This window comes from Hyphomicrobium sp. B1, from assembly GCF_049532635.1.
Classification (GTDB): Bacteria; Pseudomonadota; Alphaproteobacteria; order Rhizobiales; family Hyphomicrobiaceae; genus Hyphomicrobium_B.
Genome location: NZ_CP134871.1, coordinates 2024176 through 2039005, shown reverse-complemented (window position 1 = coordinate 2039005; position 14830 = coordinate 2024176). Strand labels below are relative to the sequence as shown.

16 protein-coding genes are annotated in these 14830 nt (G+C 58.8%); 9 read left to right on the top strand and 7 right to left on the bottom strand.

Features of this window, described 5'->3' with window-relative positions:
- Positions 1 to 13: 13 nt before the first annotated feature.
- From efeB to efeU, 3 genes are read right to left on the bottom strand one after another with little or no spacing between them, the layout of a single operon-like run.
- Positions 14 to 1345, bottom strand: coding sequence for an iron uptake transporter deferrochelatase/peroxidase subunit (efeB, locus tag RLW55_RS09805; protein WP_423416316.1), 1332 nt, complete (start codon positions 1343 to 1345; stop codon positions 14 to 16).
- Positions 1335 to 2537 (bottom strand): iron uptake system protein EfeO, encoded by a 1203-nt coding sequence (gene efeO, locus RLW55_RS09800; protein WP_423416315.1) that lies wholly within the window; start codon positions 2535 to 2537, stop codon positions 1335 to 1337. The genes efeB and efeO overlap by 11 nt, the downstream gene beginning before the upstream one ends.
- Positions 2524 to 3381, bottom strand: a complete 858-nt coding sequence (gene efeU, locus RLW55_RS09795; RefSeq protein WP_409560924.1) for an iron uptake transporter permease EfeU — start codon at positions 3379 to 3381, stop codon at positions 2524 to 2526. The genes efeO and efeU overlap by 14 nt, the downstream gene beginning before the upstream one ends.
- A 397-nt stretch (positions 3382 to 3778) precedes the next feature.
- Here efeU and RLW55_RS09790 point away from each other — a divergent pair, with 397 nt between their 5' ends.
- From RLW55_RS09790 to RLW55_RS09775, 4 genes are read left to right on the top strand one after another with little or no spacing between them, the layout of a single operon-like run.
- Positions 3779 to 3904: a hypothetical protein gene (locus RLW55_RS09790; protein ID WP_414463831.1), complete on the top strand. Its 126-nt coding sequence runs from the start codon at positions 3779 to 3781 to the stop codon at positions 3902 to 3904.
- Complete coding sequence (locus tag RLW55_RS09785) at positions 3901 to 4653, top strand: metal ABC transporter ATP-binding protein (RefSeq protein WP_423416314.1); 753 nt, start codon at positions 3901 to 3903, stop codon at positions 4651 to 4653. The genes RLW55_RS09790 and RLW55_RS09785 overlap by 4 nt, the downstream gene beginning before the upstream one ends.
- Complete coding sequence (locus RLW55_RS09780) at positions 4650 to 5522, top strand: metal ABC transporter permease (protein ID WP_409560926.1); 873 nt, start codon at positions 4650 to 4652, stop codon at positions 5520 to 5522. Before RLW55_RS09785 ends, RLW55_RS09780 begins: the two co-directional genes overlap by 4 nt.
- A gap of 14 nt (positions 5523 to 5536) precedes the next feature.
- Positions 5537 to 6436, top strand: a complete 900-nt coding sequence (locus RLW55_RS09775; RefSeq protein WP_409560927.1) for a metal ABC transporter solute-binding protein, Zn/Mn family — start codon at positions 5537 to 5539, stop codon at positions 6434 to 6436.
- A 61-nt stretch (positions 6437 to 6497) separates the two neighbouring features.
- On the opposite strand, the gene RLW55_RS09770 is transcribed toward RLW55_RS09775, so the two are convergent.
- Entirely contained in the window at positions 6498 to 7061 is a 564-nt protein-coding gene (locus tag RLW55_RS09770) for a hypothetical protein (protein WP_409560928.1), read from the bottom strand.
- A 107-nt stretch (positions 7062 to 7168) separates the two neighbouring features.
- Between RLW55_RS09770 and RLW55_RS09765 the strand changes: the two genes are divergently transcribed.
- Both RLW55_RS09765 and RLW55_RS09760 read left to right on the top strand, forming a co-directional pair.
- A complete protein-coding gene (locus RLW55_RS09765; RefSeq protein WP_423416313.1) occupies positions 7169 to 8356 on the top strand; it encodes a nickel/cobalt transporter in 1188 nt (395 codons plus the stop codon).
- A 91-nt stretch (positions 8357 to 8447) separates the two neighbouring features.
- Entirely contained in the window at positions 8448 to 9377 is a 930-nt protein-coding gene (locus RLW55_RS09760; protein WP_409560930.1) for an ankyrin repeat domain-containing protein, read from the top strand.
- 15 nt (positions 9378 to 9392) lie between these two features.
- On the opposite strand, the gene RLW55_RS09755 is transcribed toward RLW55_RS09760, so the two are convergent.
- From RLW55_RS09755 to RLW55_RS09745, 3 genes are all read right to left on the bottom strand, one after another.
- Positions 9393 to 9992, bottom strand: a complete 600-nt coding sequence (locus tag RLW55_RS09755) for a c-type cytochrome (RefSeq protein WP_423416312.1) — start codon at positions 9990 to 9992, stop codon at positions 9393 to 9395.
- 80 nt (positions 9993 to 10072) lie between these two features.
- The gene (locus RLW55_RS09750; RefSeq protein ID WP_423416311.1) at positions 10073 to 11791 is read right to left on the bottom strand and encodes a pyrroloquinoline quinone-dependent dehydrogenase; all 1719 of its coding nucleotides are present in this window, start codon (positions 11789 to 11791) and stop codon (positions 10073 to 10075) included.
- Positions 11792 to 12047: 256 nt separating this feature from the next.
- Positions 12048 to 12608, bottom strand: a complete 561-nt coding sequence (locus RLW55_RS09745; protein ID WP_423416310.1) for a histidine phosphatase family protein — start codon at positions 12606 to 12608, stop codon at positions 12048 to 12050.
- A 205-nt stretch (positions 12609 to 12813) separates the two neighbouring features.
- On the opposite strand from RLW55_RS09745, the gene RLW55_RS09740 reads away from it, so the two are divergent.
- The 3 genes from RLW55_RS09740 (at position 12814) to RLW55_RS09730 (ending at position 14746) form a co-directional block, all read left to right on the top strand.
- Positions 12814 to 13041, top strand: coding sequence for a CbtB domain-containing protein (locus tag RLW55_RS09740; RefSeq protein WP_423416309.1), 228 nt, complete (start codon positions 12814 to 12816; stop codon positions 13039 to 13041).
- Between the two features lie 21 nt (positions 13042 to 13062).
- On the top strand, positions 13063 to 13779 hold the full coding sequence (locus RLW55_RS09735) for a CbtA family protein (protein ID WP_409560935.1): 717 nt from the start codon (positions 13063 to 13065) through the stop codon (positions 13777 to 13779).
- A 97-nt stretch (positions 13780 to 13876) separates the two neighbouring features.
- Complete coding sequence (locus RLW55_RS09730) at positions 13877 to 14746, top strand: DUF1289 domain-containing protein (protein WP_423416308.1); 870 nt, start codon at positions 13877 to 13879, stop codon at positions 14744 to 14746.
- Positions 14747 to 14830: the final 84 nt, after the last annotated feature.

The following is a 14830-nucleotide window of genomic DNA, read 5'->3' as shown; positions in this document are numbered from 1 at the left end:
GTAAGGGGGTTTTCTAGGAACGTGTCGACGGATCCGCCGTCGCGGCCTCGGCCAACTTTCGGCCCAGATAGTCGCCAGCTTCCCGCGCCCCTGGAAGAACGAAGAAATAACCGCCACCGATTGGCTTGATGTATTCCTCTAACGGCTCGCCATCGAGCCGCGACTGCACGGCAATGAACCCCTTTTCGAGGTCTGATTGGTAGGCAATGAACAGCAGCCCCTGATCGAGCTGGCCGTTCTTGGTGATGCCGTTCGAATAGTTGAACGGCCGGCGTAGTATAAGGTTCTTTCGCGTTTCGGAAGTTCGTGGATTGGCAAGCCGGATGTGCGCATCAAGGCGCGTGATTTTTCCATCCGGATCTTTCGTGTAATTGGGGACGTCGGTCTCCTTGACACCATCCATCGGCGCACCGGACATCTTCTTGCGACCGAAGATGCGCTGCTGTTCGCCAAGCGGCGTGCGATCCCAGCGTTCCACGAAGTTACGGATGATGCGGACGGCCTGATACGTGCCGCCAACAGCCCACTCAGGCTCGTCGTGACCTTGGCCGACCCAGACGATCTCGTCCATCATCGGCTTGTCATTGGAATTCGGGTTGGCCGAGCCGTCCCGGAAACCCAAGAAGTTGCGCGCGCTCGGCACTGAGCCGTCAGCTTCGGGCAGCACGGTTGGAACGCTGCCTTCCTGCTTCCAGCGCGGTACGAGGTATTCGGGCATGTTTTTCAGAATGTCGCGCAGCGCATGAATGTTCGTATCGGCCGTGTTCGAGCAGAACTGTAGCGAGAGATCGCCGTGGCACAGCTCAGCGTCGAGAGCGTCATTCTTGAATTGCGTCATCTGCTGCAGATGACGCGGCTTCAGTCGTCTGAGCCAGGGGCGCGTCTCGAACATTGAGTTGCCTAGGCCGACCGTAATCGTCAAATTGTCGGGCTGAATTTCAGGACCAAGAATGCCTGAATCGGCCGGCGGCAGTTTGGGGTCTAATTCCGGTGGGGTGCCGCCTTGTGTCAGGAACACGATGCGTTCGGTCAGCTTACGCATCATTTTCTCGAAGTCGGCCGGGGTATCGGCGATGACGTCGAGTGAAACCAACATGCCATTGGCCGGCCGCGGCGTAACCACGCCAGCCTGGTGGATGCCGTAGAACGGAACTCTCTGCTCGACGTCTGTGCGATGGCTTTCGGGCGCGTCCGTCACCTGCTTGTCGTTCGCGCGTGCTTCCTGAACGGCGAGGCCCGATGTCAACGCGCCGCCAGCTGCAACGCCGAGACCGAGCAGAATTTTCCGGCGGTCGGTGCTTACGGATCCGTGCCGATCAGCCGGTTTTTTTTGATCATGTACCATTGGAATTCATCCCAATAGCGGACGGTAATTCGTTGAGTGCGTCCGCGAGGTTTGTGAAAGCCGCCGTCAGCTCCTTGCGTTGACTCGGGCTGGCAGACGTCGAAGAGGCCGTCGCGGCGTCGCTCTTCTGTTTGGCGACTTCGTCTTTCGTGGCGGTCAAAGTAGCGTCGATCTTGTGAGCGAGGTCCGGATTGACCGGCTTCACAACCGGCCGAAGCAAACCGACGATCTTGTCGATGCCATCAAGGTTGGCTTCGAGATCGGTCATGTCGGTTTCGGCAATGCTGTCGTTTTTCGCGGGCAGGCGATCACGCGATAGCTGCGTGGTGAAATTGCCGGCGCTATCGATGAGAATGCCCGGCGTCATTTTCATCGCCTTCAGACGCTCATTGAGCGTCGTCAGATCGGCGACGAGACGGTCGGCAATGGGGCTAAGACCATCCAGGCTTTTCGTGACGAAGAGCCCACGTTCGATGCGATGATATCCGACGAATGCCGGATCGTTCTCGCGCTTCTCGAAATAGTCCGCGACCGGGTCGATCGCATTCTGCAAATCCGCAAAGCGATGCACGACCGGTTCGATGCGCTTATAGGGCTGCCGCGCTATGATATAGAGAGCCTGGGCTTTGGCGAGGTCGCCGGCCTCGATGGCGTCGGCAAGTTCCTGGGCATCGCGCAATGCCGCCGAACTCTGACGGCCGAGATAAAATTTATACTCGCCCATCGGCCCAAGAAGCGCGCGCATCGTCGCCTTCGGAGGCTCGGCGTTCGCTTCCTGCGATGGGGTGACAAGCAAAGTCCCGCGCGGATTCGACAGTAACCCGCAGGTGACTTCGTAGGTGCCCGGAGCAAGGCGCACTTTCAGCGTCTGCTTGAAACCCGGCGCAATATTTTCCCGCTCTGCCAGGACCATCACGCCGTCAAGGACTTCCCATTCAACGGGACGTTCCGACTTGTTCGAAATCTCGAACGTCCGCTCGCCGGCGGGGACCGAAAGCGAATTGGGCTCACATGCTTTCGACGTCACGGCAACGGGCACGGCCGCGACGTTGTCATGACGGGTTTGCTTGGTCGCCGCGTAAAACGCAGCACCCGCGACGAGTACGAGAACCGTCGCCCCGGCAACGCCAAGATACATAATGCCGGACGATGGGGCTTTCGGCTTTCCTTGGCGGGTCTCAGGCGCGGACATTTTTATTGTTACCCTGGTATGCTTCGACTGAGACACTGCCCGGACGAACAGGCCGCAAATAGAGATAGAGAACGATGGCAAGGAACCCGAGGTAGACGATGACCTCGCCGACTGTCGGATTTTCCTGATAGCTGAAAACGCCAGAAAGAATGGTTCCAAGGACACTCGAGATCGGCAAGACCGCGCTCATATCGTAGGCGGGCTGCTGCAGGCCGTTCCAAAGTCCGGCTTCATGCAAGGCGCCAACCGATGAAGAGAGGATGCCGGCGGCGACGAAAATGATGAAGACGCCAGTCCATTGGAAGAAGCGACGGAGATCGAGCCGAACGCCGCCGACATAGATGATCAAGCCGACGACAACAGCGGCCGCGATACCCGCAAGAGCGCCAAGCGGAGCTTCCAGGCCGTTGCTCTGCTGAAAGATCGCAAGCAGAAAAAAGATCGACTCGAGCCCTTCGCGAGCGACGGCGAAGAATACAAGACCGATGAGCCCCCACGTCCCGCCGTGCGACGAATGAAAGGCCGCTTCGACGGAATGCTGCAGCTCGCTCTTGATAGAGCGTGCGGCCTTGCGCATCCAGAACACCATCGAGATCAGCACCGCGACGGCAATGAAGCCAACGATCGCCTCGAACAGCTCTTGCGCCTTCTGGGGAAACTCGGCGCTGACGAACAGAAGCGCGGCGCCGGCGAAAAGAGAGATGGCTACAGCCAGCAGCACACCCATCCACACCGCAGGCATCCATTCGGATCGCCCCGTCTGAGCGAGATAGGTTGCAACGATACCGGTGATGAGCGCTGCTTCGATGCCTTCGCGAAGCATGATCAGAAACGGAGCGAGCACGCTCTCTTTCCCTTCACTTTTGGTCTCAGGGTATTGCCGCCTGAAATAGGAAACTTGACTTCTAAAATCAAGTTTCCATATGTCGCAATCGCCCTTGATCAAAATCAATTTTTCGCAATGTTTGCCGTGCGTGACGGGCGGCATAGGCCACTTGGCTAAGCCAGTGCCTTTCCTTTTCGTGTGAGCGGCACCACGCTCTCAAATCCCCACGACCTTATCGCGCGGCGACGGCAGTTTCGCACGGCCGCACGCGCCTTGACCGGCGCCGTCTCCGTCATGCCGGCAACCTCGCCTCCTAATATCCACCCAACCAAATCCGCGACCCACAATTCCGCCGTAGTCATTCCACATTAAATGTTATATTATACATTTTCTACTAGGCGGATAAATCACAACCATGTCGAACAGAGATCCATTCGAGCGCTCCTTGATGGCGCAGCCCGCTTACCGACGGCTGATCGGCGCGGGCGGCATCCTGGTTGTGCTGTGGATCGCAATTTTTTGGGCGGTGGCTCTTCCATGAGGCAACCATTGATCAAGCTTCGAGACGTGACGGTGGCCTATGCGCGTCACCCGGCGCTCCATCATGTATCGGGGACGTTCGACCAAGGCAGTATGACGGCGATAACCGGCCCTAACGGCGCGGGCAAGTCGACACTGTTAAAGGCGATCATGGGTGAGCTGCCTTTAGCGGAAGGCGCCATCGAGCGGCGTGGTCTTGCAGCATGCGATTTCGGGTATCTGCCGCAAGCCGCCGAGATCGACCGACAGTTTCCGATGTCTGTCGCCGATACGGTGATGCTCGGAGCCTGGCACCGAAGCGGCTCATTCCGACGCGTTGATTCCGGTGCGATGGAGAAAGCACGAAAAGCGTTGACGGCTGTTGGCTTGGACGGCTTTGGCGGCCGCATCATAGGCTCGCTCTCGGCAGGGCAGTTCCAGCGCGTGCTATTCGCGCGGCTATTGCTTCAGGATGCGAAGATCATCGTTCTCGATGAACCGTTTACGGCGATCGACGCACGCACCACGCGCGACCTCTTGGATATCGTCTGCCGCTGGCACAAGGAGGGACGGACGATCATCGCCGTCTTGCACGATTTCGATCAGGTCCGCGCCCACTTTCCCGACACTCTCCTTCTCGCCCGCGAGGCCATCGGGTGGGGGCCAACAAGTGTCGCGATGTCGTCGCGGAACCTGCTGCGCGCCCGAGCGATGGCGGAAAGCTGGGACGAAGGCGCTGAGGTTTGCGAGAAGGATACGGCCGCCGCATGAGCCTGCACGCCATCTTCATCTCGCCGTTCGTCGATTATGGTTTCATGCGCCGCGCGCTCATTGCGTGCTTCGCCCTGGCGCTCGGCTCGGGGCCTGTCGGCGTGCTTTTAATGCTCAGGCGCATGAGCCTTGTCGGCGATGCCATGAGCCATGCGATCCTTCCCGGCGCGGCGGTCGGCTTCTTGATTGCCGGCGGTCTTTCTCTGCCGGCGATGGGTTTCGGCGGCCTGGTGGCAGGATTGAGCATTGCGCTTCTATCCGGCGTTATCAGCAGGACGACCTCGCTTCGTGAAGATGCGAGTTTCGCTAGTTTCTATCTGACATCGCTCGCCCTCGGCGTTTTGATCGTTTCGCTGCGAGGCTCGAACATCGACCTGCTGCATGTCTTGTTCGGGACGATCCTGGCGATCGACTCGAATGCGCTTTATCTCGTCGGCGGCATTGCCTCGCTGACAATCATTATCCTCGCGGTCGTATACCGGCCACTCGTCGCCGAATGCTTCGATCCCGGATTTCTGCGGGCTGTGGGAGGTCACGGCTCGCTCTTTCACTTTCTGTTTTTGCTGCTCGTCGTGATCAATCTGGTCGCGAGCTTCGAAGCGCTTGGAACGCTTATGGCCGTTGGCCTGATGATGCTCCCCGCGGCTGTCGCGCGTCTTTGGGCACAATCACTTCCGGCCATGTTCGCAGTCGCGGCGGGGACGGCGGTCGTCTCAGGCTATCTCGGTTTGGTCGCGTCGTTCCATTTCGCCGTGGCCTCCGGCCCCACGATCATCCTTACCGCAAGCTGCATCTATGGCGTCTCGCTCATTCTCAGCCCTTCGGGCATGGCGCGGCGTCTCTATTCGCGTCCTCACCTCAAAGCATAGACAGGAGATTTATCATGAGGGTTTCTAACCTCGTCCTCGGACTACTGGTGTCTTCCGGCGTCGCCGTCGGCTTCTCGGCGGCCGCGTCGGCAAAGACGCTGAATACCGTGGCCAGTTTTACGGTGCTCGCCGACGTCGTGAAGCAAGTCGGCGGCGACCACGTAAACGTGAAAAGCCTTGTCCCGCCGAATGGCGATCCACATGAATTCGAGCCTTCGCCTGACGATGCGAAATCTCTGAAAGAAGCGGACATCACTTTTATCAGCGGCGAAGGCCTCGAAGGCTGGTTCGAAAAGCTGGTGACGGCATCGGGCTACAATGGCAAGCCAATCGTTGTATCGAACGGCATCAAGACACGAACCATGGAAGAGGATGGCAAGACCGTCACCGATCCGCACGTCTGGAATAGCCCGGTCAACGTCAAGATCTGGGTCGTCAATATTGAGAAGGCGCTTGCCTCGGCCGACCCGGCCGACGCTGCCGACTTCAAGGCCAATGCTAAGGCCTATTCCAAGAAGCTCGATGCGTTGAATACGTACGCTAAATCGGTTCTTGAGACGGTGCCGAAGGATCGGCGCAAGATCCTGACCAGCCACGATGCATTCGGCTACTTCGGACGGGAATACGGCGTGACGTTTCTTTCGCCTATTGGCCTCTCGACCGAAACTGAAGCATCTGCCGCCGACGTTGCCAAGCTGATCGATCAGATCAAGGCCGAGAAGGTCAAAACGTACTTCTTCGAAAACTCGAACGACTCTCGCCTCGTCAAACAGATCGCGAAGGCCACGGGCGCGCAACCCGGCGGCGAGCTTTATGTCGAGTCGTTGTCGAAGGCCGATGGCCCGGCCCCGACCTACGCAAAGATGTTTCACTACAACGTCGATCAGTTGTCGAAGGCCTTCGCGGGAACCTGAGCGGCAGCGAAAACCAACCTCCAACGATCTTGCGGCGAGCCTCAAAAGCTCGCCGCTTTTTTTAGTGCACGTTGGAGTCGGTGTAGCAGGCGCGCATGGCTTCGCAGCGATGCGGCCCGGCAAAGTGCATATTGTCGCCCTTAGCGGCGCTGATGAAGTCGCACACCTGATTCAATCCGTCTTCCGTTAGCCACCCTTCCCTGCGTCCGCGCTGCACGCCGAAGCAGTCGGCGGTTTGCTCATCGGGTCCGCGGAACTGATGTCCGCACTCGTGCGAATAGATCCAGAGTTCGACTGGGCGCGGCAGCTTATCGAGCAAGTGCGTGTTGAGAATGATGAAGCCTGGATAGGCCGCACCATAATCGTCAAGCTTCTCGTCAATTACGGTCGGACGGTCGCCGCATTGGATGCGATATCCCTTGAGCCTGAGTTGGCCGACGGGGACGAGATATGCCGAGCCGTTTGTATAGCCGATGTATTCTTCAGCGGTGGGGCCCCCGTCGGAAACGCCCGCCAACGCCAGGGCCGGCGCGATAACACAAAGACGCGCAAGAAGTTTCAATCGATTCATGTTGGCGATGGTCCATTCTCCGAAGGATTTGATTGCGGCCAATCCGACGCGCACTGCGGCCGCCTCGGTCCGGTCATAATCATACGGTGTCTATCCAATAATATAACATACGCATCAAGCGGCCAAAGTTACATTCACGCATTGCAGTTTCGGGGGGTCCGATGGGACATTGGAAAAGCAGCCGTACGGCCAGCCATCGGCTTGGCAAACGAGCCGCATGGGCCGCGGCCTGGGCTGCAGGAATTTTCACCATGGTCATGTCGCTCGGTTTGGCTGCGCACGCTAACGAGGCGCCCACAGGACCGAAATCCGCATTCGGATTCGCCGGCGCGATGCAGGCGCAGCCTGTTCGCGAACCTTCGATGATTACGGAGGCCATGGACGCCGCCTGGTCCATCCTTCTCTTCGAACAGCATCGCTTTACTCAAAACATGACCGGCGCGGTGCGCAATCTGAAATCGACGACCAACGTCATGGCCGCAACTGGCGCTCTTGTCGTGGCGAGCTTCATTTATGGCATCCTTCATGCTGTCGGGCCGGGACACGGAAAGGCGGTCATCTCATCCTACATGCTGGCGGACAAGGAGACGCTACGGCGCGGCATATTCCTCGCGTTCCTATCGTCCCTGATCCAAGCGCTGTCCGCAATTACGCTGATCGGCGGACTGTACGTGGCGGCCCTGGCCACGGGACTGCAGACGAAGTGGGCGGAGGCCTGGCTTGAAACGTTAAGCTGGGGCGCGGTGGCGTTGCTCGGGGCTTGGCTGATGTTCAAACAGCTTTGGCCGGTGTTTACGTCCCGGCGCCAGCCTGTTCGCGCCAATCAACTGCATGGCGACGATCACGATCATGGGCACGATCACGAATGCAGCCATGATCACCACGGCCAAGGCGCGCCTGCGTCATGCGGACACGATCATTCACACGATCACTCTCATGATTGTGGGCACGATCACGTTCATGACGAGCACTGCGGTCACGCCCATCTACCGGGTCCAGACGAGTTGAGAGGCAAGCTGTCGTGGAGCCGGGCGCTCGCCATTGCGTTCTCCATCGGCATGCGGCCATGTACCGGGGCCTTGCTCGTCATTATCTTCGCTGCGACGCAGGGGATGATCTGGGCCGGCATTCTGGCGACATTCGCGATGGCGTTTGGAACGGCCTTAACCGTATCGGCATTGGCTGCGGTATCGGTCGGCTCGCGTAATCTTGCGATTGTCTTGGCGGGCGCCGAAAGCCGATGGGGCAACTTCGTCGCGCGGGGCGCCAGCGTCCTCAGTTCGGCGGCGGTCTTCGTGCTCGGGACGGTCTTCTTTTTCGCGTCGTTCCACGACGTCCGTCCGTTCTGATAGGCACGAACTTCGCGCCGCGTCGGACTTCCGTACCTATGGAAATCCTCGATTATCGGCTTAGAATGACCGATAACGAAGGAGCCGATGCTTGATTAATCCTGCTCGTATTTCGGCTGTTGCCATTGTCGGCTCAGCGTTCTGCACGATCGCGGCGACGAACGCTGCCGCCGCGAAGATGCGCATCTGCCAAGAACAAAGCCAGCATTACGAGGAGATCAAACCATCGGCGGGGCCACTGGAGATCAACGCCGCGCTGTCAACTGCTGCCGATAAAGGGTGCGTGAAGCTCGCTCAGCGCCTTCTTGACGACGGTGCGTCACTGGGATCACGCGACCGACAAGGCGCGATGCCCCTGTCGCACGCGGCGAAGGCGGGACAAACCGAGATACTGAATCTGTTCATTGCGCGCGGCGCCATTATCGATGCGCGCAATCTCGATGGATCGACCGCGTTGTTCCTGGCGGCGGAACAGGACAACCAACCGGCCGTCGAATCCCTTGTTGCACATGGCGCAGACGTCAATCTCGCAGGCCGCAGCGGACTGACGCCGTTGGAAGCCGCCGCTTACATGGGAAATGAAAATATCGCGATGCTCTTGCTGGCCAAGGGCGCCGATCCCAAGCGCACGGACGCGACAGGAAAGGGACCGATCTGCTATGCGGCCGCCCGCGGATTCGCTAAAGTTGCGGGCATTCTGCTCGATCACTCCGTCGACGTGAACGCCCGGTACGGCAATGACCTGACGGCATTGATGTGGGCAGCTGGACACGAAGATGGTGCAGGAACGAGCGATGTCGCGGACGTGCTGGAGTTGCTTATCGCGCGCGGGGCGCATCTCGACGATCGCGACAATCGTGGACGGACGGCGCTGATGATTGCAGCTTCGCTTGGTCACGAGCGCGCCGTCGACGTGCTCCTCGCACACGGTGCGAGCCGCACATTGCGTGACAAGTCGGGAAAAACGGCGGCGGACCTCGCCTCAAACGACGAACTCAAGAAGAGGCTCGCGGCGAGTTAGTGCAGGCGGGAGCGGCTACTGCCCGTCGCCACCAATCACCGTCAAACTTGCGAGATATTGCGCGATCGGATCGAGATCGGCTGGCTGGGCTGCATTCATGAGATCTGACATGCCGGGATTGTTCGCCCGGCTGTGATCGCGAAAATCCGTCATCGTTTTTAGGAGATAAGCGGCCTGCTGACCGGCCAGCCGTGGCGTCGTGCTGTCACCCTGATACTGATCGAGATGGCACGACGTACAGCCAATGGAGCCAATCACGGTGAGCGCGTGCTTGGTGACGTCTTTCGACGGCGACGGCTGCTGAATGTTCGGCCACTTCAGGCCAGAGAAATGCGCGGCCAGCGCTTTCATGTCGTCCTTGCTGAGCCCCTCGGCGACTGCCGACATCTGATCGTTCTTGCGTGCACCCCTCTTGAAGTCGCGAAGCTGGATATAGAGGTAGCCCTGGTTCTGGCCCCAGATGACGGGGGTCGTCTTTTGCTGCGGGATGCCGTTTTCGCCGTGACATCCTGCACAAAGCTGAATTTTGTCAGCGATCTCGTCGGCAAATGCCGAATGACTGCCGGTCGAGATTGCGGCAACGAGCAACCCCAATCCAATTACTGCTTGCCGCATATCGAAACTCCCGGTCTTCGACGAGCGATTAAAATAAAATCGGAAAGGAGCATGCGCGCTCCTTTCCGACGTCCACATCATCAGTTGAGCGTGAAGGCAATGATGTTATTGCCGCGCTTGAAGTCAATCTGCGTGTTTCCGCCTGCGCCGACGACAATGTATTCCTTGCCGTCGAGCGAATACGCCGCTGGCGGAGCGTTGACGCCTGCGCCGCACTGGAACGACCACAGGATCTTGCCGCTCTCGGCGTTGTAGGCGCGGAACCAGCCGTTGGCTTCTCCGGTGAAAACGAGATCGCCTGCGGTTGCAAGTGCCCCGCCCATCATCGGCTCAGGTGTTTTGACCTGCCATTTGATTTTGCCGGTGTTGTAGTTGACCGCAGTGACGTTTCCGAACGAAGCCTCGGTCGGAATGACCTTAAAGGCGCCGCCAAGCCACAGCTTTCCATCGGGATAGGGGCTCGACTGGACCTGATACGTCATCGGCTGGTGCAAGTTGACGGCATAGGTCAGAGCGAGCTTCGGGTTGACCGCCATAGGCGACCACTCAACGCCACCGTTTGCGCCAGGAAGCATGCGCGCGCCTTCCGGTGTCGGCAAGGTCCACATGTTCTCCTGCGCGACCATCGGCTCAGAGAAGCGGATCAGGCTGCAATCCTTGCGGTTGTGAACATAGACAAAACCGGTCTTGCCGCCATGGATGACCCCCGGAACGACCTTGCCGTCCTTGTCCTTGACGTCGACCAAGATCGGCGGACTGACAGCGTCGAAGTCCCAAACGTCGTGCGGGATATACTGAAGGTGGCAGACGTATTTGCCGGTATCGAGATCGATCGATACGAGCGAGTCCGTGTAGAGATTGTCACCCGGACGCAGCGAACCGTCGAGGTCCGGCGACGGGTTGCCGACCACGAAGAACAAGCGATTGAGCTTGAGATCAACCGCCGGATTTTGCCAAACGCCGCCACCCAACGTCTTGTAGGGATCGCCAGTCTTGGCGAACTGAGCTTTCTCGGCTTCGATGTCGCGGTGCAGATCCTTGCCCGTGGCATCCTTCGTGGCCCAGACGCCGACCGTGTTTTCCGGCACGGTGTCGAAATTCCAAACCTGCTTGCCGGTTTTGGCATCATAAGCGCGGACGAAACCGCGGATGCCGTATTCGCCACCGTTGGTGCCGATGATGATCTTGCCGTTAACGGCTGTCGGCGCCATCGTTTCGCTATAGCCGTCTTCGGGATCGGCGATTTCCGTTTCCCAAACGAGGCTGCCGGTCTTGGCGTCGAGCGCGACGAGCTTAGCGTCAAGCGTCGCGAGGTAAACCTTGTCGTCGTAAACCGCGACACCGCGATTGTTCGGGCCGCAGCAATACGTCGTGATCGGCCCCATCTTGTGCTTGTAGTGCCAGTATTGCTCGCCGGTCTTGGCGTTCAGCGCATAGACATGATCGAACGATGTCGTCACGTACATCACGTCGCCGACGATGATAGGCGTCGTCTCTAGAGACTCTTTTACGTCCATCTGAAAGATCCACGCCGGACGAAGCTTTGCGACGTTGCCGGCGTTGATCTGTTTGCCCAGGTAATACCTTGTCTGGTCGTAATTGCCGTTGGTGTGGAGAAACTGCTTGGTATCTTTCGCAGCGTTTGACAATTCTTCCTGCGTAACCGCTCGCGCAGGAGCTCCTTTGATCGCCTCTTTGGATTTGTGCTCGATTTCCTGAGCGCCGAGGGGAGCAAATACGGAAAACGCAAGCGACGCTGCGAGCGCCGCCGCGGTCGCGCGGCTTTTTATACCGACCATGTTGTCCTCGCTTACTTGAAGTTCAAACCGGCCGCCAATACCGGTGGGGGGCGTCAGATCCGTTGTCTGACATTGGCATAGTGCACCCCCGATTTTTTCCCGGCAATAGGGTGAACACTTCTAAAGTATCAAATCCATTGTCGCTTTTTGCATTCCGAGACAACGTGGCGCGGAACCACAAATGCAAGACCAGGACCAGCAAATACAAAATGAAATGTATGCGAATTGTCTTTCGCGGCTGCAATATCGGCGCGTTCTAGCTTCGTATGGATTTAAGCGCCCATCGTTGTCCATTGGATGTCAGTTCGACAACGGAAAGCGGCGCAACATCAATATGCGCATATGAGATCGCTTGCGCCTCGATTGCGACGACAATCGCCGCGCGCATGACCGCCGGATGCGTCACGGCCAAAATGCGTCCCTCACGCTCCGAAATCGTCTGCATCCAGACCGACGTCCGGGCGATGAGCGCCTCAACTGTTTCGCCGCCATGAGGCGCTACGCCCGGGTCGGAGAGCCAGCTTGCTAATGCGTCGGCGTCAGATTGAGCAATGCTACTCAGGGTGCGGCCTGCCCAGTCGCCAAGTTCAATGTCCCTCAGCGCCGGGTCAATCCGGGGGGAAAGTCCTAAGACAGCGGCAGTCTCCAGCGCCCGCCGGGCGGGACTGGAGAAGACGATGGTGGAATTGCGAAATTCGCCGGCCATTGCGGATGCGTCCCGCCGGCCAAAATCGTCGATTCCTTCGTCAAGAGGAAAGGCCGCGGCCCTCGCCGCGGGGGTCGAGGCGTTGGCAACAAAGGTCAGGCGTGGCGGCATCTTGGCTCAATGGCTTGCGTTGACAAATGCCCGGCCCGCCCTATGGTGAGACGTGCATCCTCACGGGTAGGAAGCCGGTGAAATTCCGGAACGGTCGCGCCACTGTAATCGTGGGTCGCTTCAAGCGTCCACCGAAAGTCAGACCCTCCTCGTGATCAGAGCACACCTTGAAACGGGACGCGTAATCCCATGGAGGCTCTTTAAAATGGCTCATTCTTCTATCGTCGCACAATCTCTCGGCGCTCAAGGCGGCTTCGCTACGCCTATTCCGGTTCGGCAGATTCTCCCCTGGGCGATCTTCGCCGGGTTGCTGTTCCTCCTCGCCATGTATTTCATCGGCGTCGAAGAAGGCGCCATGGCGATCTTCAACGGAATGTACGTGCACGAGTATGTGCATGACGCCCGTCACCTTCTCGGCTTCCCCTGCCACTAACTGCGGCGGAGAATTTCAAATATGGGATCTCTTCTTGTGCGCGGCATGATTGCCGGGCTTCTCGCTGGTATTCTGGCTTTTGGCTTTGCGAAGGTTTTCGGCGAACCTCAGGTCGATCGGGCGATCGGCTTCGAAGAGCAAATGGCAAAAGCGAGCGGTGAACCGGAAGAACCCGAAATCGTCAGCCGCGCAGTGCAGGCGAGCTTCGGGCTGTTCACCGGCGTCGCCGTCGTCGGGACCGCGATGGGCGGTCTTTTTGCGCTGGCCTTTGCGTTCTTCAATGGCCGACTTCTCGTCGGCATGTCGCCGCGGACCACGGCTATCATCATAGCAGCGCTTGGCTTTCTTGCGATCTACTTCATTCCAAACATCAAGTATCCGGCCAACCCACCTGCGGTCGGGGCACCGGAAACGATCGGCTACAGAACGCAGCTCTACTTCGGAATGATCGTCTTCTCTCTCGCCGCGTTGGCGATCGCGATCAGCGCTGGACGGCAGTTCTTCGCTCAGGTCGGCGGCTGGAACGCTATCCTGATCGGAGGCGGTGTCTATATTGCCCTAACGGCGCTTGCGGGCTATTTCCTACCGCCGATCAACGAAGTTCCAAATGATTTTCCTGCCGATCTGCTTTGGAAGTTCCGTGTGGTGTCGTTCGGCATTCAGGGCATCCTGTGGATGACGATTGGCATTATCTTTGGAATGCTGGTCGACAGATCGAACGAGAAAATCGCTCATTGAACGGCGCACGCGCCGCTCAAATACCGCCAGATCGCATTGCGCTTGCTGCTGCGATCTGACCTGCAATCGCCAAACATCCTGAAAAGGCTGTCTGCTAGTGGCACGCCACTCGCCTTGCATAGGTATCTGCAAACTCGACGACGGGACGGGCTTTTGCCTCGGCTGCGCGCGCACGGCCGCTGAAATCGGCGACTGGATGGCGATGAGCGAAGCTCAGCGCGACTCCGTCTGGGACCAGCTGCCAGAACGGCTCGCACAGCTCTCGGTGCGCGTTCGCGTGTTGCCGTGGGTTCGCGACGAGTTGATTAACTGGGTCCGCGACACCCTCGTTGCTCGGCAAGGCGCGTGGGTCGTCGGCGTGCCGGGCGCTGTCGCGGAGTTTCCCAGCGCCGATAACACACCGATTGATTTGCACGTCGAGGACGGCGTGATAACTGCGCGGCGTGCAGATGCCGCGTTTCGTATCGCGATCAACGACAAGGTTCGTGCTTTCGCGTTCACGGATGGCGGCCCGATTGTGCTCGGACTACCGAGAGGACGCGCCGCCATTCAATCTGGTTCGGCACTTCAAGCTGTTGGGCTGGATGCCGGCGCAATCGACGAGACGTATCGCGGCGACGAACTTTTCGATCTCGGAATTGGGCGCCGATATACCCGCTTCTGCGTTCGCACGCGGGACGAGACGCTGACATCTGCGCTATCGGATCATGATCGGCGGCATTGGTCGGACTTCATGCCGGTCATGCTCAATCAATTTGTCGCCGTGAGTCCGCATCGCATCGTTGAAAGCGCTGCAGCGCGCATCGAAATCTTTTCCAGAATTCCAGGCCCTGGTGAGTCGTCGCCCAATGGCGCGCATACCCATTTCCTTGCCGAGTTCCTGAAGTCCGGCGAGGAGATCGCTCCAAGTCTGGCACCGCCCGACTATGTTGGCCCGGTCGCGATCTTTTATCCTAATAAAACCTAGGCAAAACGCACTATCGCGCTCGGAAAGTCGCTCTTGTCCCCAGTTCATGACCGCAGCCGTCCGTTGCTGGGTTGAGAGCCTCGG

Excerpts from the sequence above, each read along its gene's own strand:
- RLW55_RS09790 (WP_414463831.1), top strand. The coding sequence starts at position 3,779 with ATGTCGAACAGAGATCCATTCGAGCGCTCCTTGATGGCGCAGCCCGCT.
- RLW55_RS09775 (WP_409560927.1), top strand. The coding sequence starts at position 5,537 with ATGAGGGTTTCTAACCTCGTCCTCGGACTACTGGTGTCTTCCGGCGTC.
- efeB (WP_423416316.1), bottom strand. The coding sequence starts at position 1,345 with ATGGTACATGATCAAAAAAAACCGGCTGATCGGCACGGATCCGTAAGC.
- RLW55_RS09735 (WP_409560935.1), top strand. The coding sequence starts at position 13,063 with ATGGGATCTCTTCTTGTGCGCGGCATGATTGCCGGGCTTCTCGCTGGT.
- RLW55_RS09780 (WP_409560926.1), top strand. The coding sequence starts at position 4,650 with ATGAGCCTGCACGCCATCTTCATCTCGCCGTTCGTCGATTATGGTTTC.
- RLW55_RS09740 (WP_423416309.1), top strand. The coding sequence starts at position 12,814 with ATGGCTCATTCTTCTATCGTCGCACAATCTCTCGGCGCTCAAGGCGGC.
- RLW55_RS09750 (WP_423416311.1), bottom strand. The coding sequence starts at position 11,791 with ATGGTCGGTATAAAAAGCCGCGCGACCGCGGCGGCGCTCGCAGCGTCG.
- RLW55_RS09785 (WP_423416314.1), top strand. The coding sequence starts at position 3,901 with ATGAGGCAACCATTGATCAAGCTTCGAGACGTGACGGTGGCCTATGCG.
- efeO (WP_423416315.1), bottom strand. The coding sequence starts at position 2,537 with ATGTCCGCGCCTGAGACCCGCCAAGGAAAGCCGAAAGCCCCATCGTCC.
- RLW55_RS09745 (WP_423416310.1), bottom strand. The coding sequence starts at position 12,608 with ATGCCGCCACGCCTGACCTTTGTTGCCAACGCCTCGACCCCCGCGGCG.
- RLW55_RS09755 (WP_423416312.1), bottom strand. The coding sequence starts at position 9,992 with ATGCGGCAAGCAGTAATTGGATTGGGGTTGCTCGTTGCCGCAATCTCG.
- RLW55_RS09765 (WP_423416313.1), top strand. The coding sequence starts at position 7,169 with ATGGGACATTGGAAAAGCAGCCGTACGGCCAGCCATCGGCTTGGCAAA.